This window comes from Nocardia sp. CY41 (assembly GCF_009829325.1).
Lineage (GTDB): Bacteria > Actinomycetota > Actinomycetes > Mycobacteriales > Mycobacteriaceae > Nocardia.
This window is the reverse complement of record NZ_VUOS01000001.1, coordinates 43,628-65,100: the sequence shown is the minus strand read 5'-3', so window position 1 is coordinate 65,100 and position 21,473 is coordinate 43,628. Positions and strand designations below refer to the sequence as shown.

At 71.5% G+C, this 21,473-nt stretch carries 18 protein-coding genes; 13 read left to right on the top strand and 5 right to left on the bottom strand.

The window, feature by feature from the left end:
• Positions 1 to 12 precede the first annotated feature (12 nt).
• Entirely contained in the window at positions 13 to 741 is a 729-nt protein-coding gene (locus tag GVY64_RS00265) for a hypothetical protein (protein WP_159837525.1), read from the bottom strand.
• Positions 742 to 907: 166 nt separating this feature from the next.
• Between GVY64_RS00265 and GVY64_RS00260 the strand changes: the two genes are divergently transcribed.
• Genes GVY64_RS00260 through GVY64_RS00240 form a run of 5 tightly spaced genes read left to right on the top strand, consistent with a single transcriptional unit; the run spans position 908 to position 4,416 of the window.
• The gene (locus tag GVY64_RS00260) at positions 908 to 1,351 is read left to right on the top strand and encodes a hypothetical protein (RefSeq protein ID WP_159837523.1); all 444 of its coding nucleotides are present in this window, start codon (positions 908 to 910) and stop codon (positions 1,349 to 1,351) included.
• Between the two features lie 49 nt (positions 1,352 to 1,400).
• Positions 1,401 to 2,270 (top strand): SDR family NAD(P)-dependent oxidoreductase, encoded by an 870-nt coding sequence (locus GVY64_RS00255; RefSeq protein ID WP_442939490.1) that lies wholly within the window; start codon positions 1,401 to 1,403, stop codon positions 2,268 to 2,270.
• 51 nt (positions 2,271 to 2,321) lie between these two features.
• Positions 2,322 to 2,987, top strand: a complete 666-nt coding sequence (locus GVY64_RS00250; RefSeq protein ID WP_159837521.1) for an urease accessory protein UreF — start codon at positions 2,322 to 2,324, stop codon at positions 2,985 to 2,987.
• A 25-nt stretch (positions 2,988 to 3,012) separates the two neighbouring features.
• A complete protein-coding gene (gene ureG / locus GVY64_RS00245; protein WP_159837519.1) occupies positions 3,013 to 3,726 on the top strand; it encodes an urease accessory protein UreG in 714 nt (237 codons plus the stop codon).
• Between the two features lie 9 nt (positions 3,727 to 3,735).
• Positions 3,736 to 4,416: an urease accessory protein UreD gene (locus tag GVY64_RS00240; RefSeq protein WP_159837517.1), complete on the top strand. Its 681-nt coding sequence runs from the start codon at positions 3,736 to 3,738 to the stop codon at positions 4,414 to 4,416.
• Positions 4,417 to 4,627: 211 nt separating this feature from the next.
• On the opposite strand, the gene GVY64_RS00235 is transcribed toward GVY64_RS00240, so the two are convergent.
• Both GVY64_RS00235 and GVY64_RS00230 read right to left on the bottom strand, forming a co-directional pair.
• Positions 4,628 to 5,482 (bottom strand): hypothetical protein, encoded by an 855-nt coding sequence (locus GVY64_RS00235; protein ID WP_236566508.1) that lies wholly within the window; start codon positions 5,480 to 5,482, stop codon positions 4,628 to 4,630.
• Between the two features lie 100 nt (positions 5,483 to 5,582).
• Positions 5,583 to 7,016: an NAD(P)/FAD-dependent oxidoreductase gene (locus GVY64_RS00230; protein ID WP_159837515.1), complete on the bottom strand. Its 1,434-nt coding sequence runs from the start codon at positions 7,014 to 7,016 to the stop codon at positions 5,583 to 5,585.
• Positions 7,017 to 7,245: 229 nt separating this feature from the next.
• Between GVY64_RS00230 and GVY64_RS00225 the strand changes: the two genes are divergently transcribed.
• Complete coding sequence (locus GVY64_RS00225; protein ID WP_159837513.1) at positions 7,246 to 8,742, top strand: cytochrome P450; 1,497 nt, start codon at positions 7,246 to 7,248, stop codon at positions 8,740 to 8,742.
• A 12-nt stretch (positions 8,743 to 8,754) separates the two neighbouring features.
• Here GVY64_RS00225 and GVY64_RS00220 read toward each other — a convergent pair whose 3' ends face one another.
• Both GVY64_RS00220 and GVY64_RS00215 read right to left on the bottom strand, forming a co-directional pair.
• The gene (locus GVY64_RS00220; RefSeq protein WP_159837511.1) at positions 8,755 to 9,600 is read right to left on the bottom strand and encodes a tat pathway signal sequence; all 846 of its coding nucleotides are present in this window, start codon (positions 9,598 to 9,600) and stop codon (positions 8,755 to 8,757) included.
• A gap of 162 nt (positions 9,601 to 9,762) precedes the next feature.
• On the bottom strand, positions 9,763 to 9,960 hold the full coding sequence (locus tag GVY64_RS00215) for a hypothetical protein (RefSeq protein ID WP_228829028.1): 198 nt from the start codon (positions 9,958 to 9,960) through the stop codon (positions 9,763 to 9,765).
• A 257-nt stretch (positions 9,961 to 10,217) separates the two neighbouring features.
• Between GVY64_RS00215 and recC the strand changes: the two genes are divergently transcribed.
• The 7 genes from recC to GVY64_RS00180 all read left to right on the top strand — a co-directional run bounded on the left by recC (position 10,218) and on the right by GVY64_RS00180 (position 21,265).
• A complete protein-coding gene (gene recC / locus GVY64_RS00210; RefSeq protein WP_159837509.1) occupies positions 10,218 to 13,589 on the top strand; it encodes an exodeoxyribonuclease V subunit gamma in 3,372 nt (1,123 codons plus the stop codon).
• A 220-nt stretch (positions 13,590 to 13,809) separates the two neighbouring features.
• Entirely contained in the window at positions 13,810 to 17,196 is a 3,387-nt protein-coding gene (locus GVY64_RS00205) for a UvrD-helicase domain-containing protein (RefSeq protein ID WP_442939489.1), read from the top strand.
• Positions 17,193 to 19,082 (top strand): exodeoxyribonuclease V subunit alpha, encoded by a 1,890-nt coding sequence (gene recD / locus GVY64_RS00200; RefSeq protein WP_159837504.1) that lies wholly within the window; start codon positions 17,193 to 17,195, stop codon positions 19,080 to 19,082. Before GVY64_RS00205 ends, recD begins: the two co-directional genes overlap by 4 nt.
• Positions 19,083 to 19,128: 46 nt before the next feature.
• A complete protein-coding gene (locus GVY64_RS00195; RefSeq protein ID WP_159838219.1) occupies positions 19,129 to 19,602 on the top strand; it encodes an RNA polymerase sigma factor in 474 nt (157 codons plus the stop codon).
• A complete protein-coding gene (locus GVY64_RS00190; protein WP_201297859.1) occupies positions 19,602 to 20,213 on the top strand; it encodes a methylated-DNA--[protein]-cysteine S-methyltransferase in 612 nt (203 codons plus the stop codon). Before GVY64_RS00195 ends, GVY64_RS00190 begins: the two co-directional genes overlap by 1 nt.
• Positions 20,210 to 20,992 (top strand): 2OG-Fe(II) oxygenase, encoded by a 783-nt coding sequence (locus GVY64_RS00185; RefSeq protein WP_159837500.1) that lies wholly within the window; start codon positions 20,210 to 20,212, stop codon positions 20,990 to 20,992. Before GVY64_RS00190 ends, GVY64_RS00185 begins: the two co-directional genes overlap by 4 nt.
• Positions 20,993 to 20,998: 6 nt before the next feature.
• Entirely contained in the window at positions 20,999 to 21,265 is a 267-nt protein-coding gene (locus tag GVY64_RS00180; RefSeq protein ID WP_159837498.1) for an Ada metal-binding domain-containing protein, read from the top strand.
• The last annotated feature ends 208 nt before the right edge of the window (positions 21,266 to 21,473 follow it).

Sequence of the window (21,473 nt, the reverse complement as noted above, 5' to 3'; positions counted from 1 at the left end):
GCCCGGCCGGGGTCAGCGGCCGAACACCGTCGCCACGACCTCGGCTGCCCAGCGGTTCATCGGCCGGATGATCGCGCCGTGCACCCAGCGGACCGGGCGCACCACCAGCGCGCGCCAGACGACCGCCAGCGCGGCGAACAGCGGGCGCAGCACAGAGCGGTACACCGCCCGGCACGGCGCCACCACGAGGACGCCCACGACGAGGGTGGCCACGCGCCACCCGTATCGTGCGGTCGTGCGCAGCACGCCCCACAGCGGGCGCAGCACCCAGCGCCACAGTTGCGTCAGCGGCCGGACGATCAACCACTCGACGGTGCGATGGCACACCCACGCGATGGCATAGACGACCGGGTAGACCACCCACCGCAGCAGCCAAGCCCCGAGAGGACGAATGACTCTGCGCCACAGAAAGATCTCCACTGCCCGCCGCAGCGGTCGCAACAGGTACTCGAGCAGAAAGGACAGCAGCGGCGTGAGCAGCGAACCCCACAGCAGGTGCTGGATCACCCAGCCCCACAAGAAGTCCTTCACGACGATCCAGGCGGGCCGCAGCACCCACTGCCGGATCAGCTCGGCCGCCGGAACCAGCAGGTACCGCGCGATGTACCCGAGCACCGCTCCGGTGACGCGGCCCAGCAGGCGAATGCCCTCCCACAACAGGCGAATCGGGACCAGCACGACGATCGCGATGCCGCGCGCGATCCATTGTGCGATCGATACCTGCGTATCCGGCGTCGACACCGTGTTCCCCCTCGGCTGACCACCTGAGCAAAGCCCTGGCGAAGCGATCTGTGCGATCCCACATTCGATCACACGGCCGCCCACGGGCGCGTGAGTAGAAATGCTCGAGCCGCGCATCGGCGCGCCTCCCGCAGGGCGAACGCCGTTCGTGATATTTTTAGATGTCATGTTTTCACATGACAACCCCACCGCCGACGGCTCTTGTGGGCCTGGCATCGATGCGGTCCAGGCGTTCCTCCGCCGCTACGACGACAGCGTCGCCGCGTCCTACTTCGACTCGCTGCCAGACTTTTTCGATCCGCAGATCCTGGTCGTCACGCCGACGACGAGCCGATGCGTCACCCGCGAGGAGTTCATCGCCGCCGCCCGCGCGCGTGCCCGCGGACTCGCCGCTGGGCGCGCGCCGGTGGCCGCGCAGTCCACGATCGACCTGGGCGGGCACTACTGGCTCACCTCGACGCACTGGACGCTGACCCTCGCGGACGCGGCCACGCTCGACCTCTACAGCGATTTCCTGGTCCGGCACGCCGACGGGGAGCTGCGCATCGCCGCCTATCTCACCCGCCAGGACCTGCCGCGGCTCGTCCGGGACATGTCGCGCACGGACTGATCGCGCGAAGCCCGGGTGGGCACCCCGAACAACGCCTACAGTCGAATTCGTGCATCGACCCCGTGCCGCGAGCAACGGTCGTCCGGTCGCCGAACTCGTGGCGACGCGACTGCTGTACCCCACGTCGCGTCCGCGGGACGAGGCGTTGCGCCACGCGGTGGGCGGCAAGATCGTGCTGGTCACCGGTTCGTCGCACGGTATAGGCAAGGCCAGTGCGCGCAAGCTGGCCGCGGCGGGCGCGACCGTGCTGCTCGTGGCCCGCTCCGGCGGCGAACTCGAGCGGCTGGCCGCGGAGATCACCGCCGCGGGCGGCATCGCGCACACCTACCCCACCGATCTCACGGACATGGATGCCGTCGAACGGCTCGGCCGTCTGCTCCTCGACGAACACGGCCACCTCGACGTGGTGATCAACAACGCGGGCAAATCGATCCGCCGCCCGATCGACGATTCCTATGACCGGTTCCACGATTTCACCCGCACCATCGAGGTGAACTACCTCGGGCCGGTGCGCCTGCTGCTCACGTTGCTGCCCGCCATGCGCGCGCGGCGCCGTGGGCACATCGTCAACGTGTCGACCTGGGGTGTGCGCATGCCCCCCGCGCCGCGCTGGGCCGCCTACGGTGCGTCCAAATCCGCCTTCGACGTCTGGTTGCGCAGCGTGGCGGCGGAGGTGGCCGCCGACGGCGTCACCACCACCTCCATCTACCTCCCGCTCGTACACACCAGGATGAGCGCGCCCACGGACTTCAGCCGTGTCCCCGGGCTCACCGTGGCCGAGGCCGCCGATCTCGTCTGCCACGCGGTGACCGCGAAGCCGCGAGAGATCGCCCCGTGGTGGTCGGGGCCGGTACAGGCGTGGACCGATCTGACCCGCGGCCGCGCGCAGCGATTCATGGAACGCGCTTTTCGTCGCTGACCGGAAACGAGCGGGACCTCCGGGTCGACACGACGGGCATAGGATCGACGGATGCCTGAACCCGCCGCGACCGGTCCCGATGCGTCCGGCTTGACGACGCTGCTCGCGCTCGCCGACTCGCGGCTGCCCATCGGCGGGCACGTGCACTCCGGCGGGGTGGAGGAAGCCGTCGCCTCCGGCGTGCTCCGCGACGTCGCGACGGTGGAGCTGTACCTGCGCCGCCGGATCCGGACGTCGGGGCTGGTGGCCGCGTCGCTCGCCGCGGCGGTGTGCGCGGGCGAACTGGATCCGGCGCGGGCGGAGACCGAAGCCGACGCGCGCACGCCCGCACCCGCGGCACGGACCGCGTCCCGGGCCCAAGGCCGCGGCCTGACGCGACTGGCGAATCAGCTGTGGCCCCGGCACGATTGGTCGCCACTCGGGACGACACCGCATCTGTCCACGGTGTTCGGGATGGTCGGCTCGGCCGCCGCAGTGCCGCCACGGGAGATCGCGGGCGTGGTCGTCTACACGACGCTCACCGGGGCCGCCACCGCGGCACAGCGTTTGCTGGCCCTGGATCCCGCCGCGATCGCCGCGTGCACGATCCGGCTGGCCTGCCTGTGCGACCGCGTCGCCACGGAGGCCGCGACCGGTCTCGCCGCGCTGTCCGACCCGCTGCAGGATGTGCTCGCCGAGCGCCATCGGCAGCGGGACATGCCCCTGTTCGCGAGCTGAAGCCCCGGAAGAAGGAGACCGCGCCATGCCCCCGCACCTGATCGACGGTGAGCCGCACGACCACGGTCACGATCGGCCGAAACGTCATCGCACGCCCGGGGAGGCGCTGCGCATCGGGATCGGCGGCCCGGTCGGCTCGGGGAAGACCGCGTTGGTGGCCGCGTTGTGCAGGCAGTTGCGCGACGAGCTGTCGCTGGCGGTGCTGACCAACGACATCTACACCACCGAGGACGCCGACTTCCTGCGCAGGCACGCGGTCCTGCCGGACGAGCGGATCACCGCCGTGCAGACCGGCGGCTGCCCGCACACCGCCATCCGCGACGACATCACCGCCAACCTCGACGCCATCGACGATCTCGTCGCCGCCAATTCGCCGCTGGATCTGATCCTGGTCGAATCCGGCGGTGACAATCTCACCGCGACCTTCTCCTCCGGCCTGATCGACGTGCAGATCTTCGTGGTGGACGTGGCGGGCGGTGACAAGGTGCCACGCAAAGGCGGCCCGGGCGTGACCTTCTCGGATCTGCTGGTGGTCAACAAGACCGATCTGGCGCCGCTGGTCGGCGCGGACCTCGATGTGATGGAACGGGACGCGGCGCGGGTGCGTGGGGACCGGCCGACGGTGCTCGTCTCGCTCACCGAGGATCCCGCGGCGACGCCGGTGCTGGCCTGGGTGCGCGAGCAACTGCGCGCGGTCGCCGAGCGGGACCGCGCGGGCGAATCCGCCACCGCGCACTGAATGCCGCTGGTGCGCACCGAGTTACGAATAGTCGCCCACCCGGCGGCCCTTCCGGAGATCCGTGCATGTGGCGGTTTGTCGGCCCGCCGCACAGGCCCGCGAACGGTCCATCTGATCGGCACGGCCGCCACACCACTGGGCGGCGACGAACTCGACGTCGTGATCGTGGTCGCACCCGGCGCCGAACTGGTGGTGCGCTCGGTCGCGGCGACTCTCGCGCTACCGGGCTCGGCGACGCCCCTGTCGTCCGGGCGCTGGCACCTGGAGGTCGGCAGCGGGGGCGTGCTGGATTTCGATCCCGAGCCGATGATCGTCGCAGGTGGCGCGCGGCACCATACGGTCACCACGATCCGGCTGGCCTCCGGCGCCCGGCTGCGCGTGCGCGAACGTGTCCAGATCGGCCGCGTGGGGGAGGACGGCGGCGAGTGGCAGGGAGACCTCATCGCCGACGTGGACGATCTGCCGCTACTACGCCACCGGCTGGCGTTGGGCGCGGGCACGCCGGCCGATGACGCGCTGTCCGCGCCTCGGGCGCTGGAGAGCGAACTCGTCTATCCGGACGAGAGCGCGGCGGCGACCAGCGGTTTGACGCAGAGCCGGTTGCCGCTGGCGGCGGGCGGCAGTTTGTCCACCCGCACGGGATCGGTGCTGCGCCTGCCCGGCGTGGAACGCGCCGAGATGAAGAGCTGATCAACGGCGGATCGGCAGTGCAGCCCACGGTCCGCGACCTGCCCGCATCCCGGGCGGGCTGTCGGGATCGGTTATGCGTGGTCCGCGCGGTATGTGGGATTCGTTCCGTACAGGTGTAATCCGGTGCGGCCTGGAGAAAGAAAGGATGGGAGCTCGACAGCGTCGTCGGGTTCCCACCCCTTCCGGCTCGCTTCTCGGAAAGGTCATCCGATCAGCCGTCGGCCGTATCCGCGGCCTCCGGAGCGGGGTCGGTGACTTCCGGGGCCGGGGCGACCGCATCGGGCGTACTGAGCGCCCGCGGCGGCGCGCTGAGCGCGTGCACCGCCCCGAGTCCCGCGCCGATGCCCGCACCGATGGCGGACAGCGGGGCGGCCATCAGAGCCGCACCGTAGGCGGCCCCGATCGGACCCGCGGCGAGGCCGATCGGCGCGAACGGCAGACCGATGGCCAGGGCGAGACCGCCGCCGACGGCCGCCCCGAACAGCGCGAACGGGCTGGCGAACACGAAGCCCGCCGCCGCACCGATCGCGGCGGCGCCCATGGTCTGGCCGGCGACGCGGTCGGATCTCGTGCGCTCCATCCCGATCGAATCGAAGAACGTCGCCATGTTCGCCTCGGCCATGGCGGCGGTGTCGTTGATCTGGATCGCCTGCTCCCGGTAGAGCCACTCCGGTGCGTCGACCTGCACGTCGCCGAAGCGCAACTTGCCGGAAGGCGGCGCGATCGGCGGTACCGGGGCCACCGGAACCGGCGCATGCAGTCCTACCAGCGGAGCCAGGTACTGGTGATCAGGCAGTGGACGTGCCCATTGCAACGAACTCAGTATGTCGTCCGGAATCCGCAGACCCTCGTACGGGCGCACGTTCGGCGCCTCGGCGGCGGGCCACTGGGCCGCTTCGGCCTGATCGGCGGAGTCCGTCCTGGTCACCGGAACGGGGTGATCGGGCTCGGCGTTCGCCGTGCCGGTTCCCACCAGCGCGAGAACGAGAGGAACCGTCCCCACGGCGACCAGGGAGCCCAATTTCGGCCGGTGCGGTTTGGGTGCTCGGTGCTTGCCCGTGCCCATAGATCACCTTTCATCCGAAGGAGACGTCGACGCCTCACATTCGGATCCGTTGGCGACCTGGATTGGTCGAACGCGCTACAACAAGCGCGCACAACACCTGTCAGCCGGCTTTGGCGTCGGTATGCGCCTTGTCCACGGCGACCCGGCTGTTGGTGGAGGCGCCGAGCGCGGCGGCCAGTTGTTCGGCGTCTTCGTCGTCGCCGGTGCTGATCGCCTCCAAGGCCAGCCGGGCGAACACCCACTGCTCGGTGGCCGCCATCTGCCCGCGGCTGCGGCCGAGGAAGGTGACGAACCACTGGATCACCGTGATGATCCGGCTGCGGTAACCGACCAGGTAGTACAGGTGCAGCGCGAGCCAGGCCAGCCAGGCGATGAACCCGCCGAACTCCAGCTTGCCCACCTGGCAGACGGCGCTGAACCGCGAGATCGTGGCCATGCTGCCCTTGTTGAAGTACTTGAACGGCTTGCGCTCCTGGGGCGTCTGACCCTTCAGTCCCGCCTTGATCTGCTTGGCCGCGTAGGTGGCGCCCTGGATGGCGCCTTGCGCCTGCCCGGGCACGTTCGGCACCGACATCAGGTCGCCGACCACGAAGACGTTCGGGTGGCCCTTGACGGTCAGATCCGGTTCCACCACGACCCGGCCCGCGCGGTCGACCTCGGTGCCGTCGGACTGGTCGGCGATCAGCTTGCCGAGCGGGCTGGCCTGCACGCCCGCCGACCAGACCTTGCATGCCGACTCGATCCTGCGGATCGTGCCGTCGGAATCCTTCACCGTGACGCCGAATGCGTCGACATCGATCACCATGGCGTTGAGCTGGATCTCCACGCCCATCTTCTCCAGCCGACGTTCGGCCTTGCCGCCGAGCTTCGGACCCATCGGCCCGAGCACCGCACCCGCGCCCTCGATGAGCACGACCCGCGCGTCGCGCGGATCGATGTTGTGGAAGGTGCCCTCCAGCGTGCGGTCGGACAGCTCGGCGATCTGCCCGGCCAACTCCACGCCGGTCGGTCCGGCGCCGACGATGACGAAGGTCAGCAGCCGGTCACGTTCCTCTTGAGTGGTGGCCAGTTCGGCCTGTTCGAAGGCGCCTAGGATCCGGCCGCGTAGCTCGAGCGCGTCATCGATGGTCTTCATGCCGGGTGCGTAGGTGGCGAACCGGTCGTTGCCGAAGTAGGACTGCTGGGCGCCCGTCGCGACGATCAGGCTGTCGAACGGAGTGACCGTGTCCTGGTCGAGCAGGCGCGAGGTCACCGTGTTGTTCGTCAGGTCGATGTCGGTGACCTCGCCGAGCAGCACCTGCGCGTTCTTCTGCTTGCGCAGCACCAGCCGGGTGGCGGGCGCGATCTCGCCGACCGAGAGGATGCCGGTGGCGACCTGGTAGAGCAGCGGCTGGAACAGGTGGGTCGAGGTCTTCGAGATCAGCGTGACGTCGACGTCGGCGCGCTTGAGGTGCTTGGTGCCGAACAGGCCGCCGAAGCCCGAGCCGATCACCACCACCCGGTGCCGGCCGTTCTCGACAGTCTGAGTGCTCATCGTCCTGCTCCTCGATGGACCTTGGGGGTCGTCCCCGGCGGCGGTTCCTGACAGCTAAACCGTAGCCGTCGCGCCGGGCAGCGTCACGACGAGATCCCCGTTCCTGGCGTGTTGCGGTGCGACGTCTCACCGTCGCCGGGGCGGTGCGGGGAGGTTCGTCGCGGCCGAACCGGCCGAGCGGGGGAGGTGGAGAGCCTACGATGGTAGCTGTCGCTCAGGGAGGATTGCCATGGTCGCCGGTGACCGTGCGGTCGGCCGAAAGCCCAGCGTGCAGGCCGATTCGGAGAATATCGCGCTGATCGAGGTACCGCACGGCCATCTGATCGACCGGGCGCTCGGGTTGCTGCCGGAACGCCGCCAGGTGCTGGCCACCCCGCCGCGGGGCAGCGACACCGTCCCGGTGCTCGGCGATGCCGGACTGCCCTATCTGGGCCGGGCGCTGCACTACATGCGCTGGGGCCCGGCCGAGATGATGGAGCGCTACCGCCGGTACGGACCCGTCTCGATGAACACCTCGCTCGGTGTCGACCGCGTTCTGGTCGCGGGACCGGACGCGCTCGACGAAGTGCTCGGTCACCGCCGCCGCGATTTCGGCCAGGGCTGGGACTATTTCATCGGTCCGTTCTTCCGGCGCGGCCTGCTGCTGCTGGAGTTCGACGAGCACAAATTCCATCGCAGGATCATGCAGCAGGCGTTCACCAGGGACCGGCTGGAAGCCCACCTGGCCGGGCTGACGCCGGTGGTGCGGGCGAGCATCGCACGCTGGGTGCCGCGCGAGCGCGACGCCGAACGCACGGTGCGGCTGTATCCGACGATCAAAGAGCTGACCCTCGACGTCGCGGGCGGGACTTTCATGGCCGCGGACGTCGGCCCGCAGCGCAGGCAATTGATCGACGCGTTCGTCGATTGCACCCACGCGGGGCTGTCGATCATCCGACACTCGGTGCCCGGCGGCCACTGGCGGGCCGGGTTGCGCGGCAGGAGAGTGCTCGAGGATTATTTCACCGCGATGCTTCCGGAGAAACGCCGCGCCGAATCGGCGGACTTCTTCTCGGGGTTGTGTCACGCCCGTAGCGAGGACGGTGGCGTCTTCGGTGACGCGGACGTGGTGAACCACATGATCTTCCTGATCATGGCCGCGCACGACACCACCACGACGACCGCCACCGCCGTGGCCTACTACCTGGGTAAACACCCCGACTGGCAGCAGCGGGTGCGCGCCGAGGTGCTCGACATGGACGCGCGCCTCGGCGATGGGCCACCGGCCATCGCGGACCTGGAGGCGCTGCGCGACCTGGATCTGGTGGTGCGGGAGAGCCTGCGGCTGATGCCGCCGGTTCCCGGACTGGCGCGCCGCGCCGTGCGCGACACCGAGATCGCGGGTCACTACATTCCGGCGGGCGCCCCCGTCGACCTCGCCTACCAGGTGAACCACCTGTTGCCCGAACTGTGGACCCGCCCCGAGCGCTTCGATCCGGAGCGGTTCGGCGAGCAGCGGCGTGAGGACAAGTCGCACCGCCTGGCCTGGATGCCGTTCGGGGCGGGCGCGCACAAGTGCATCGGGATGCACTTCGGCACGTTCGAGGTGAAGACGGTGACCGCCGCCCTGGTGCGCGAGTACGAGTGGCGGATCCCCGAGAAATACCGCATGCCCTGGGGATTCACCACGATTCCGTTCCCCAGGGACGGCGCGCCGATGACCTTGCGCAGACGCGCGGCCGCCTGAGCGGCCCCGCGATCAGCGGCCCGCGAGCAGGATCTCCGCGAGCTTGGTGTCGGTCTCGGCGCCCTCGGTGTAGCCGCCCGCGTCACCCAGCGAGCTCATGATGGCCAGGGTGTAGCGCTCGCCCGGACCCGCGAAGCCGACCGAGTTGACCACCCAGCCGCCCTGCTCGGCCGACCAGCCGTTCTTCAGGCCGGGACGCATGCTCGCACCCGCGCCCCACACGCCCCAGTGCTGGTTGGAGTCCACCGCGCGCATCCGGTCGACCAGGTAGTTGCGGTCGTCGGGGTGCATGCGGTTGAGGATGTGATCCATCAGCCGGTCGAGGTCGGCGGCGGTGCACTTCTGGAACGACCAGTCCGGGAACAGCGCGGTATTGGTCGGCTGCGGAACCAGCGAGGTCATCCCGTTGGCGCGGAAAGCGTTGTTGTAGGCCATCCGGTCGATCCCCGCGTACTTGGTCCAGAGCAGGTCGGCGGCGCCGTCGTTGGAGGTCGCGAGCATCCCCTCCATGAGGCCGCGGTCCTCCGGCGACAGGGTGATCGCGCCGACCCGCGCCCGGTTGAGCAGGTCCGCGGCGATCGCGAGCTTGATCGTGGACGCGGTCCAGACCGCGTTCTCGGCGTTGGCGTTGGCGTAGACGCCGCCCGATACCCGGTCACGCAGGACGTAGCCGGTGACCCCGGGGCGGCTGTTGAGGTAGGCGTCGGCCTTCGCGATGCGGCTGCTCAGGTCGCAGTCGAAGCCGGGCAGGCAGCCCTGAGTGTGCGCGAGCGGCGCCGCGCCCGCGATCGGCAATGCGGCGGGCAGGCTCGGGGCGATGATCGCCGCGGCGGCAAGGACACAGGCGGAGGCGGCCACGCGGGGAACGGTTCGGGTGGCGGGGGACGGATAACGCACGAGGGACCACGATCGCACATCCCGGGTCCGGACGCACGTCTTGAGCTCGGGTCCGGGGTGTGCTAACGCCGGTCCCGGCGCTTGGGCCCCAGCGATTTTCGCTCGTCGGCGCAGGCCAGGGCGTCAGCGGAAGGCCGCGCGCAGCTCCTCGACGGTGCGTCCGTTGAGTCGATAGCAGTGCTCGAACGCCTCGGTGTGCCGATCCCGGGGCCAGGAATGCAGGACGACGGTGCGGCCGTAGTGGCGCGAGTTGATCAGCTCCCAGCGGTCACCGATCCGGCGGACCGTGAATCCGCCTTTCGGGACCAGGGGAATCACCATCGCATCCATGAACGCGAACCAGCCTTTCGGTGCAGCTCTCTCGTTCCGCCCCGGTGCAAACTCTTACCTCCCCGGTGCAGCACTGTCGCACATCGCCGCAGCGGTCCCGGCGTGACACGGCGAAGTAATCCGTTCTGGTGTGGTCTATTTCACTGAGGTGCGGACGGGGCGGTGCGATTGCGCGTCGGTCGCTGGGCGTATAAACGTGCACAGTCCGTGGCCGGCGCGACCGGACACCATCGATCGAGAGGGCGCAGATGCCGCTGCACATGCACCGTGCCGAGCGCGCCGACGTCCTGGCCCGGGCGCTCGCCGGTGTGCTGGCGTCGCCGCTGGACGACCCGCTCGCGACCGAGGTGGTCGCGGTGCCCGCGAAGGGGGTGGAGCGCTGGCTGACACAGACGCTGTCGGGGGTGCTCGGCGCGGACGGCGCGGTCGACGGCGTGTGCGCGAACATCGCCTTCCCCTCGCCCGCCGCGCTGGTCGCCGAGGCGCTGGCGGCGGCGAGCGGAGTGACGCCCGCCGAGGACCCATGGGCGCCGGAGCGGGCGGTGTGGACGCTGCTGCGGGTGATCGACGGATCGTTGTCCGAGCCGTGGTCCGCTGTACTGGCCAGGCACCTGGGCGCGCGGGCCGCTGTGGGCGACGAGCACCGCGTCGGCCGGCGCTACGCGACGGCGGCGCGGATCGCCGCGCTGTTCGACAGCTATGCCGCACAGCGGCCCGCGCTGATCACCGAATGGGCGGCGGGCCTGGACACCGACGGCGCGGGCGGCGTGATACCCGACGATCTGCTCTGGCAGCCGATGCTGTGGCGTGGGCTGCGGGGGGAGATCGGGACGCCGAGCCCGGCCGAGCGGCTCGAGGCAGCCTGCGCGCGGCTGCGCGCGCGGCCGGATCTGGTGCCGCTGCCACCGCGGCTGTCGCTGTTCGGCGTGACCCGGTTGCCCAGCGATCAGCTTGCCGTGCTGTCGGCGCTGGCCGCCGCCCGCGACGTCCACTTGTGGCTCGTGCACCCGAGTCCGGTTCTGTGGTCGGCCCTCGGCGAACTGCCCTCGGCCCGCACGCGCGCCGACGATCACAGTGCCGAAGCGGTGGCCCACCCGCTGCTGGCGGGATCGGCCCGCGACGTGCGGGAGCTGCAGCAGCGGTTGACCGCAGCGGCCGCCACCGGCTCCGACACCTATCACCCACTCGGTTCGGCGCGCTCCGACGTCGCGGGGGAAGACACCTCGCCCGCGACCTTGCTGCAGGCGTTGCAGCGGGGCATCCGGGACGACCGGTGGCCGCCTCCCCCCGGGGAGGCGGGCGCCGACGGCACCGTGCAGGTGCATGCGTGTCACGGCCCCGCGCGGCAGGTCGAGGTGCTGCGAGACTGCCTGCTCGGGCGGTTCGCGGCCGACGAGACGCTGGAGCCGCGCGACGTGCTGATCATGTGCCCGGAGGTGGAGCTCTACGCACCGCTGGTACGCGCGGCGTTCGGGCAGCGCACGGCGGGAACGCCCGAGCCGCACTCGGATTCGGAGCATCCGGCGCACCGGCTGCGGGTGCGCTTGGCCGACCGGGGGCGCGGGGTGACCAATCCGCTGCTCGCGGTGATCGGAGTCCTCCTCGAGCTCGCCGACGGCCGGGTGACGGTGACCCAGGTGCTCGATCTCGCGGCCGCCGAACCCGTCCGCCGCCGTTGCGGATTCGACGACGACGACATCGAGCGGCTGCGCGAGTGGGCGGCCGAATCCGGGGCCAGGTGGGGCATCGGACAGCGACAGCGCCAAGCGTTCGGGCTCGCCGATTTCGCGCAGAACACGCTCAACAGCGCGGTGGACCGAATTCTGCTCGGCGTCACCGCGGGCGAGACCTCCGACGACTGGCTGGATCTCGCGCTGCCCTTGGACGACGTGGACAGCAACGACGTGGACCTGGCCGGACGTTTCGCGGAATTCGTCGACCGCCTCGCGGTGTGCCTGCGCGACCTGCGCGGCCCCCGGCCCGCGCACGAGTGGGCGGCGGCGCTCGGCCGCGCGCTGGACCTGCTGACCGACGTACCGGACGCGCAGGCGTGGGTGCGCACCGAGGCCAGGCAGGAACTCGCCGCCGCCACCGACCACGCGGGCGAGGTGTCGTTGCGGCTGACCGATGTCGGCGTCTTGCTCCGGTCGCGGCTGGCGGCGCGCCCCACCAGGGCCAACTTCCGCACCGGCGAGCTGACCGTCTGCACCATGGTGCCGATGCGGTCGGTACCGCACCGGGTGGTCGTGCTGCTCGGGCTGGACGACGAGATGTTCCCGCGCGCGAGCGCCGCGGACGGTGACGATGTGCTGGCCCGTGAACCGCTCCTCGGTGAACGTGATCCGCGCAGCGAGGACCGGCAACTGCTGCTGGACGCGATCCTCGCGGCGCGGGACACCCTGCTGGTGTTCCACACCGGCGCCGATCCGGTCAGCGGGGCGCACCGCCCGCCCGCCATCCCGGTCGCCGAGTTGCTGGACGCGCTGCGGGCCCACGTCGGCGCCGCGGCGATGCGCGCGGTGGTGACCCGCCATCCGCTGCAGTCGTTCGATCGGCGGAATTTCCGGGCCGAGCAGCCGTTCAGCTTCGACACCGTGGCCTTGGCAGGCGCGCACGCGGCCGACGGACCCGTGCGAGCGCGGCCCGGATTCCTGGCCGCCCCGTTGCCCGCGGCGGAAGCCGCGGACGTCGCGCTGGCCGACCTGATCTCCTTCGCGGAGCACCCGGTGCGCGCGTTCCTGTGGCAGCGCCTCGGCCTGCGGGTGCCCGAGCACGAGGAGGACATCGCCGACCGGCTGCCCATCGAACTCGACGGCCTGGCCAAGTGGGAGCTGGGCGAACGCCTGCTCGCCGCCCGCCTCAACGGCGCGGATCCGGCCGGGCTGCGGGCGGCGGAATGGCGGCGCGGCACGCTGCCGCCCTTCGGTTTCGGCGCCGCCGTGCTCGATGAGGTCGAACACACCGTCGACCGCTTGGTGCGCGCGGCACAGGCGGACTACGCGGGCTCGGCGCGCGCCGTGGACATCGCGGTCGACCTGGGCAACGGACGGCGGCTCACCGGCACCGTCCCCGAGGTTCGGGGCGACGTCCTGGTCCGCACCACCTTCTCCCGGCTGGCTCCCAAACACCGGATCGCGGCGTGGGTTTCGCTGCTTGCGCTGACCTCGACCGAGGACCGGTCGTGGCGGGCGGTGAGCACCGGCCGCGGACAGTTCGGCCGTCCCACCTGGCGGAGCGAACTCACCGCGCCCGATGTGCCCGCGGCCAGGGAGGCCCTACGTCAGCTCGTCGCACTGCGCGACGTGGGCTTGACCGAACCGCTGCCGGTCGCGCCCGCCGCCTCCGCGGTGTACGCCGAGCGCCGGTTCCGCGGCGCGGGCACCGACGACGCCATCGCCGCGGCGGAGCGCGAATTCAACGGCGGGCCCAACGGTCCCGGGCCGTTCGGCGACCACACCGACCGTCATCTGCGCTACGTCTGGGGTCCGGCGCCCCGGCTCGAGGACCTCGTGGCCGCGCCCGCCGCGGCGGGTGAGCCCGGGGAGCGCAGCCGGTTCGGCGCGCTGGCCCGGCGGATGTGGTTCCCCTTGCTGGCCGCGGAAAGCCAGGGACAGCCGTGAGCGATCACCCAGCGGCCGCTCCGGTGCGAGGGTTCGGCGCGATTCGACGCGGAACACCCGGATGCACCGACGCGGCGCGTGTCGGTCGCCGGTGGGCGGCCGGGCGCGGGGCAGAATGTCGGGTCGGACGGTCGGTTCGGGAGCAGCTCCGCGCGGCGTGGCCGGCCCCCCGGGCGATCGCGAATTGCGGGACCAACGCACGCGCAGGAGGGAGGCGGGCGTGACCGTGCAGGAAACCTCCTTCGCCGCAGCGGATTTCGACGCCGACGGGTTCCAACCGTATGGGCCGTTGCCCACCGGCACCACCGTGCTCGAGGCCAGCGCGGGCACCGGCAAGACGCACGCCATCGTCGGCCTCGCCGTGCGCTACGTCGCCGAGTCCGGCGTCGACGTATCCCAGCTGCTGTTGGTGACCTTCAGTCGCGCCGCGACGCAGGAGCTACGGGAACGCACCCGCGACCGGTTCGTCGCCGTCGCCGCGGGATTGGCCGATCCGGAGGCGGCGGCGGTACACACCGACGAACTGGTCCGGTACCTCGCGCAGGCCGGGGACGAGGAGGTGCGGCTGCGGCGGCGACGGCTGCTGGCCGCCCTGTCGGATTTCGACGCGGGCACCATCGCCACCACGCACAGCTTCTGCCAGCGCATGCTCGACGAACTCGGCCTGGCGGGCGAACACGACCCGGGCACCCGGCTGGTGGAGACCGTCGACGACCTCGTCGGCACGGTCGTCGACGATCTGTACCTCAACCGTTACGCCCGCGCGGAACCGCCGTTCTCGCTGAAAGAGGCCCGCACGCTCGCGCTGGCCGCGGTGCGGGACCGGCACGCGGCGCTCGTGCCCGACGGCGAGACCGGCGCGGGCGAGCGGGTGGCGTTCGCGCACGCCGTGCGCGCGGAGACCGAGCGCCGCAAGCGTTCGGCCGGACTGCGCGACTTCGACGATCTGCTGGTGCTGCTGCACGATGTGCTCGCCGATCCGGAGCACGGCCCGCGCGCGTGCCGCCGCATCCGCGCGCGGTACCGGGTCGCCTTGGTCGACGAATTCCAGGACACCGATCCCTTGCAATGGGACATTCTGCGCAGGTCGTTCCACGGGCACGCCACCCTGGTGCTGGTCGGGGATCCGAAGCAGGCGATCTACGCCTTCCGCGGCGCGGAGGTGCTCAGCTACCTGGACGCCGTCGCGCACGCAGGCACCCGCCGGGAGCTCACCACGAACTGGCGCAGCGACGCGGGCCTGCTCGCCGCACTCGACCACCTGCACGGCGGAGCGGCGCTGGGGCACGAGGAGATCCGCGTCTATCCGGTCGCGCCGACCCGGCCGTGGTCGCGGCTGTCCGGTCCCGGCGAGCTCACCACGCCGATGCGCGTTCGCTGCCTGCCGCGCACGGGGGCGGGACCGCTCAACAAATCCGGCTTCCCGGCCGTCGGGCGGATGCGCGCCAAGGTCGCCGACGATCTCGCCGCCGATATCGTCCGCTTGCTCGAATCCGGGGTACTGCTGGACGCGAAAGCGGAAACCGAGAGTGCTTCGCCGGCCGCGCCCGGGGACGCCGCGCGCAGGCCGATCGGCCCCGGCGACATCGCGGTGCTGGTGCGCACCCGCTCGCAGATCGACGTGGTGCGCGCCGCGCTGGACCGTGTCGGCGTCGCGTCGGTGCTCGCCGGTGGCATCAGCGTCTTCGCGACCAGCAGCGCGACCGACTGGCTGTGGGTGCTGCGGGCGCTGGAACAGCCGCACCGCGGCGACCGGGTACGGCTGGCCGCGTGCACACCGCTGCTCGGTGTGACGGCGGCCGAGATCGACAGCGGCGGAGCCGATCTGGTCGGCCGGGTCAGCGCCCAGTTGCGCGAGGCGGCGCGACTGTTCGCTCGCGCGGGCTTCGCCGCCGTCTACGAGAAGATCGCCGCCGAGACGCGTCTGGCGCCGCGGTTGCTGGCCGTGGAGAACGGGGAACGGCAGCTCACCGACCTGCGGCACCTCGCGCAGCTGCTCGATCAGGTCGCGCTCACCGAGGGCCTCGGGCTGACCGCGCTGACCCGGTGGCTGGCCGACCGGGTGCGCGATCCGGCCTCCGGCGCCGTCGCCGATCGCAGCCGCAGGCTCGACCGGGACGCCGCCGCCGTCCAGATCGCCACCGTGCACGCGAGCAAGGGACTCGAATTCCCGGTCGTCTACCTGCCCTTCGCCTGGGACAGCGCGAAGAATCCCTATCCGGCGACGTTGCTGTTCCACGCCGACGACGGGGCGCGCGTGCTGGACGTGGGCGGCCAGGACGCCGCGGGGTACGCCGATCGCAAGGCGCGCAGCGAGGCCGAGGAGGCGGGGGAGGAGCTGCGGCTGCTGTACGTCGCGCTGACCCGGGCCATGTGCCAGATCGTCGCGTGGTGGGCGCCCGCGATCACCACCGCGGCGTCTCCGCTGCATCGGATGGTCTTCGGGCGCGGCGATCGCGGCGCCGTCGTCGCCACACGTGCTGCCGTGCCGACGGATTCCGTTGCTGTTCGATCTCTTTCGACGTGGGCGCAGGACGGGGGCGCGGCGATCTCGGTGACGGCGGTGGCCGGGAGCGACGACGTCGCGATCCGGCGGGTGCGCACCGAGCCCGCGCACGGCGCGCTGGCGGCCGCCCGATTCGACCGGGAGCTGGACCAGCAGTGGCGGCGTACGTCGTACTCGGCGTTGACCGCTTCGGCACACGGGCCCGCGGCCGCGGAACCCGACAGCGAACCGGAGGACGCGCGGGGGCCCGGTGACGAGCCCGCGGGCACCTCCCTGGTCGGCGCGGCGGAGCCGGAGCCCGCGGGCGCGGCGTCGCTGATGAACGCGCTGCCCTACGGGGCGGAGTTCGGCACGCTGGTGCACGGCGTGCTCGAACGGATCGATACCGGCCACCCGGACCTGGCGGCCGAGGTGCACGACCGGTGCCGCGAAGCGGTGCGCGAACTGATGGCCGAGGTGGACGCGGAAGTGCTGGCCACCGCGCTGCTCGCGGTGCTGCGCACCCCGCTCGATACCGGCTGCCTGGCCGATGTCGCCCCGCGCGACCGGCTCAGCGAACTCGAATTCGAATTGCCACTGGCGGGCGGGGACCGTGTCGGCGCGACCGCGGCGACCCTGCGGTGCGTCGCCGCATTGTTGCGCGAGCATCTTCCGGCGGACGACGACCTGATCGCGTACGCCGACCAGTTGGCGGCGCTGGACGACCTCCCACTGCGCGGCTACCTGACCGGCAGCATCGACGCCGTGCTGCGGGTCGCGGGCGGCCCGGACCCGCGATTCGTCGTGGTCGACTACAAGACCAATCGGCTCGGCACCGGTGATCTCACCGTCGCGCACTACACCCGCGACCGCATGGCCGCCGAGATGCTGCGCTCGCACTATCCGCTGCAAGCGCTGCTGTATTCGGTGGCGTTGCACCGGTATCTGCGCTGGCGCTTGCCCGGCTACGACCCGGCGCGGCATCTCGGCGGGGTCCGGTACTTGTTCGTGCGCGGCATGATCGGACCCGAGACGCCCTCGGGATGTGGCGTGTTCGACTGGCGTCCGCCCGCCGGCTTGGTCGTCGCGCTGTCGGCGTTGCTGGCGGGGGAGGCGCGGTGACCTCGATCCAGGTGGCGCAGCGGGGCACCGGGCTGCTGCGTACGTTCAACGAGGCGGGAGTGCTGTCGGCGGCGGATGTGCACGTGGCCCTGCGGTTGGGCCGGCTGGGGCGGGAATCGTCGGAGCCGGTGCTGTTCGCCGCGGCGCTGGCTGTGCGAGCGGTGCGCTCCGGCTCGGTGTGCCTGGAACTGCACCGGATGCGGGAGATCGGCGTCGACGCCGACGAAACCTGGGACGCGGGCGTCGATCCGGCGACGCTGCCGTGGCCGGACATCCCGGCGGTGGTCGCCGCGCTGCGGGAGAGTCCGCTGGTGCGCGGTGGACCCGCCGGTCCGTTGCGACCGTTGCGACTGGTCGAATCGCACGGGCCGGGCGACTCCGGTCCGCTGCTCTACCTCGATCGTTACTACCGGCAGGAGCAGACGATCCGTCGGGTGCTCACCGAGCGATCCGCACATCATCCGGTGGTGGATCCCCGGATCGTGCGCCGCGAACTGGACCGGTTGTTCGACACGCCCGCGGGCACCGCGCCGGATCGCCAGCGTCTGGCCGCCGCGCTGGCCGCCACCCACTGGACCACCGTGGTCGCCGGCGGGCCGGGCACCGGCAAGACCCACACCATCGCCCGGATCATCGCCTTGCTGTCCGCGCACCGCGAGGCCGAGCCGAAGCTGCCCACGCTGCGCATCGCGCTGGCCGCCCCGACCGGCAAAGCGGCGGCGCGCCTGCAGGAAGCCGTGCGTGAGCAAGCGGCGTCGCTCGGACTGCCCGACCTCACCGCCGCCACGCTGCACCGGCTGCTCGGCTGGCAGCGCGGGCGCAGTACCCGGTTCAAATACCACGAGTACAACCGGCTGCCCTACGACGTGATCGTGGTCGACGAGACCTCGATGGTCTCGTTGACGATGATGAGCAGGCTGCTGGCCGCGCTGCGCCCGGACACCCGCCTGGTCCTGGTCGGCGACCCGGACCAGCTCGCCTCGGTCGACGCGGGCGCGGTCCTCGCCGACCTGGTCGCCGGACCGGTCGCCGCCACGGCGAACCCCGTCCTGGACCAGATCCTCGGCCCGGATCCGACCGCCGCACACGCGGAGTCCTTGACCGCGCTGGAGCGCACCCGCCTGCGCGGCGGCATCGTGCGGCTGACCCGGGGCCGTCGGTTCGGCGGCCGGATCGCCGACCTGGCCGTCGCGGTGCGGGCCGGAGACGCGGACACCGCACTCGAGTTGTTGCGCGGGGGCGGCGACGAATTGTCGCTCAACGCGCCGGACGAGCTGCTCGCGGTGCGCGCCGACGTAGTGCGGGCCGCCACCGCGGTCACCGCCGCCGCGCTCGACGGCGACGCGGCCGGCGCGCTCACGGCACTGGAATCACATCGTTTGCTGTGCGCGCACCGGCAGGGGCCCTTCGGCGTCGAACGCTGGGACCGGATGGCCGCGGAGTGGGCCGCCGCCGGGGGAGCGGGCCCCGATGCGCACCAAGCGCCGTGGTATCCCGGCCAGCCGCTGCTGGTCACCGCGAACGATCACGAGGCGCGGATCTACAACGGTGACACCGGCGTGGTCGTTCGCATGCCCGACGGCTCGCTGCGCGCCGCGCTGCAACGCGGCAGCGAACCGTATCTGGTACATCCGACGCAGTTCCCCGCCGTGGTCACCGTCTTCGCCATGACCATCCATCGCAGCCAGGGCAGCCAGTACGACACGGTGTCCGTCGTCCTGCCCGAGCCGGAATCGACGCTGCTGACGCGGGAATTGCTGTACACCGCGATCACCAGGGCGCGCCGCCACGTCCGGATCATCGGCGCCGACGAGTCCATCCGCGCCGGTATCGCACGACGGGTGTTGCGCGCCAGCGGGTTGTCGCGGCGGGAAGAGGTCCGGTGACGACATCTCACATTCGCGGCGCCTGCCGCGTCTACCGGGTGTGAGCCTGCCCCCGTTCGAGGAAATAGTGGCCGAATACGGCCCGATGGTGTTGCGCGTCTGCCGGGCGGTGCTCGGTCCGTCCGACGCGGCCGACGCCTGGTCGGAAACGTTTCTCTCGGCGCTGCGCGCGTTTCCCGGCATGCCCTCGGACACGAATGTCGAGGCATGGCTGGTCACCATCGCGCACCGTCGCGCGATCGACGTCGGCCGGGCGCTCACGCGCGCGCCGGTCCCGGCCGAGACGCTGCCGGAACGCCCCGCCACCGCCCCCGGACCCGCCGACTACGACCCCGACCTGTGGGCCGCCCTGCGGGCGCTGCCGACCAAGCAGCGCCAAGCGGTCGCCTACCACTATCTGGCCGGGCTTCCCCACGCGGAGATCGCCGCATTGCTCGGCAATTCTCCCGACGCCGCCCGCCGCGCCGCCGCGGACGGCCTGAAGACCCTGCGCAAGCTCTACCCGAAGGATGAAGCATGATGGCCACTCTCGATCACGGCGACGGGTTGTCGCGCGCACTGACCCCCGACGCCGATCTGCTCGCCACCTTGCACGCGCGACTGACCGCCGAGGCCGAAACCGCGGGCCTGCTCGATGTCGCCTACCGCCTGCTGGACACCCCGGTGGGGACGCTGCTGCTGGCCGCAACGCCCGCCGGGCTGGTCCGCGTCGCCTATCCCACCGAGGACCACGACGCGGTGCTCGCCACGCTGGCCGCCCGGATCAGCCCGCGGATCCTCGCGGCGCCCGCCCGGCTGGACGCGGCGGCGCGGCAGATCGCGGAATACTTCGCGGGCAGCCGGACGCGGTTCGATCTGCCCCTGGATCTGCGGCTGGCGGCAGGTTTCCGCCGCCAGGTGATCGAGCACCTGCCCGCCATCGGCTACGGACAGCGCGCGAGCTACGGCGCGGTGGCGGCCGCCGTCGGGAACCCGCGTGCCGTGCGCGCGGTCGGTTCGGCCTGCGCGCGCAATCCGCTGCCGTTGGTGCTTCCGTGCCACCGGGTAGTGCGCGGTGACGGGTCGATCGGACAGTACGTCGGCGGCGTCACCGCCAAGCACGCGCTGCTGGATCTGGAGGCGGCGGCATGAGCGGGCGAGGCATCGGCACCGCCCGGCGCGGTCACCCGGCCGCGCCGATCCCAGGAGGGACGAGAGTCGCCGCCTCCCTGGCAGATCGAGTCGACGACCAGCCGTGGCAGGCGCTGCTCGAGGAAGTCGACGCCCACGGCTGCGCGGCGACCGGGCCGATCCTCACTCCGGACGAGTGCGCCGAGTTCACCGCTGTCTGGGACGACCGCACGCGGTTCCGTTCCACCGTCGACATGGCACGTTACCGATTCGGCGAAGGCACCTACCGGTACTTCGCGGACCCCCTGCCCGAGTCGATCATGACCCTGCGCGCGTGCTTCTACCGAAAACTGTTGCCACTGGCGCGCTGCTGGGCCGAGCGGCTCGGCGATCCAGCTGCGTGGCCCGACGAGTTCGCGGATTGGCTCGCCGCCTGCCACGCCGCGGGCCAGACCGAGCCGACTCCCCTTCTGTTGCGCTACGACGCGGGTGACTGGAACGCCTTGCATCGCGACCTGTACGGCGACCTGGTCTTCCCGATGCAGGTCGTCATCGGATTGGACCGGCCCGGAATCGACTACACAGGAGGCGAATTCGTGCTCGTCGAGCAGCGTCCGCGTGCCCAGTCGAAAGCGACCGTCTCGGTGCTCGAGCAAGGCCACGCGCTGATCTTCACCACCCGCGACCGGCCGGCGCGCTCGAGCCGGGGCTGGTCCCGGGCTCCGATCCGCCACGGCGTCAGCCGTGTGCGCGACGGTCTCCGGCACACGCTGGGGCTCGTGTTGCACGACGCGCAGTAGCCGCCGGTGTACACGTTGCTCGATGGTGACGGCCGGCCGTATCGCAGCACCCGGCCGGGCGGCTACGGCGGTCATCGCCGTAGCCGGATCTACGGTCGCCTCGACTGCCCTTCGGCCCTGCGCGCGCTGGCACTCGGCGCCTACCTCCCACATCGCGTCTTCTTCGCCACCGAACTCGACGCTCTCGCCGCCGGCTACCGCCCCTGCGCCGTCTGCCTGCCCGACCGATACGTCGCGTGGAAGGCCCTGCGCTCGCAGCGATCCGACGGGTGACGCGCGGCGGGCGCGGTCGGCGCGGTCGGTCGGCGTGTCAGTAAGCGTCGGTTCGGCCGTGATTCAGTAGCGGGCCGGACAGGCTCTGTCGGCGACGTGTGGCACGACGGGTCGACGCGCTTCACCTTCTCGGATCCTCGATGCCCTACACGATTCGACGGGAGGAAGGTTTGGAAGTCAAGGATTCAAGTGTGCACCCGTCCTGCGA

What these genes read in the sequence shown, in the direction of transcription:
- GVY64_RS00230 (WP_159837515.1), bottom strand. Translation starts at nt 7,016, where the DNA reads ATGAGCACTCAGACTGTCGAGAACGGCCGGCACCGGGTGGTGGTGATC.
- GVY64_RS00215 (WP_228829028.1), bottom strand. Translation starts at nt 9,960, where the DNA reads ATGGTGATTCCCCTGGTCCCGAAAGGCGGATTCACGGTCCGCCGGATC.
- recC (WP_159837509.1), top strand. Translation starts at nt 10,218, where the DNA reads ATGCCGCTGCACATGCACCGTGCCGAGCGCGCCGACGTCCTGGCCCGG.
- GVY64_RS00185 (WP_159837500.1), top strand. Translation starts at nt 20,210, where the DNA reads ATGAGCGGGCGAGGCATCGGCACCGCCCGGCGCGGTCACCCGGCCGCG.
- GVY64_RS00250 (WP_159837521.1), top strand. Translation starts at nt 2,322, where the DNA reads ATGCCTGAACCCGCCGCGACCGGTCCCGATGCGTCCGGCTTGACGACG.
- GVY64_RS00260 (WP_159837523.1), top strand. Translation starts at nt 908, where the DNA reads ATGTTTTCACATGACAACCCCACCGCCGACGGCTCTTGTGGGCCTGGC.
- ureG (WP_159837519.1), top strand. Translation starts at nt 3,013, where the DNA reads ATGCCCCCGCACCTGATCGACGGTGAGCCGCACGACCACGGTCACGAT.
- GVY64_RS00225 (WP_159837513.1), top strand. Translation starts at nt 7,246, where the DNA reads ATGGTCGCCGGTGACCGTGCGGTCGGCCGAAAGCCCAGCGTGCAGGCC.
- GVY64_RS00190 (WP_201297859.1), top strand. Translation starts at nt 19,602, where the DNA reads ATGGCCACTCTCGATCACGGCGACGGGTTGTCGCGCGCACTGACCCCC.
- GVY64_RS00235 (WP_236566508.1), bottom strand. Translation starts at nt 5,482, where the DNA reads ATGGGCACGGGCAAGCACCGAGCACCCAAACCGCACCGGCCGAAATTG.